Annotated in this window: 1 protein-coding gene; it reads right to left on the reverse strand. The window is 47.5% G+C overall.

Translation table 11 applies throughout. The features are described from left to right. The coding region (locus R7Q48_RS31250) for a M16 family metallopeptidase (RefSeq protein WP_318134318.1) at positions 1–512 on the reverse strand (512 nt) is incomplete at both ends.

Raw genomic sequence — 512 nt, forward strand, 5'->3', positions numbered from 1 at the left:
GCGTTTCATACTTCAGTGCATCTTTTTGACCGACCGCTTGGCGCATAAATTTCATTTCTTCATCAGTCATTCCAGATTGAGCGTATTCATTCAGCTCATTTTCCATCTCGATAATCGATGCGACCGTCGAATCGGCACGAACTTGCGCGGTAAACACAACCGAACCGGTTTCAGGATTCCCCGAGAAGTAACCGTAAGCACCGTAGGTGTAGCCTTTGTCTTCACGCAGGTTTTGGTTGATGCGACTGTTAAAGTTACCCGCTAGGTTAAAGTTCGCGAGCTGGCTTAGATAAAAGTCACCCGTGGCATCATAAGGCATGCCTTGACGAACCATCATAACCACACTTTGCGGTGCCCCTGGTTTGTCGACAAGATGAATTTTCTGCTCACCTAATGCTGGTATTGTTTGAGGAGCATAAAGTGGTGCCGCTTCATCTTTCCATTCAGCCCAAAACGCAAGCTTCTGCTCAATGTCTTGTTTAGCAATGTCACCCACCACCACGACTTGTGCG

The sequence above is a fragment of the Vibrio sp. 378 genome (assembly GCF_033339435.1).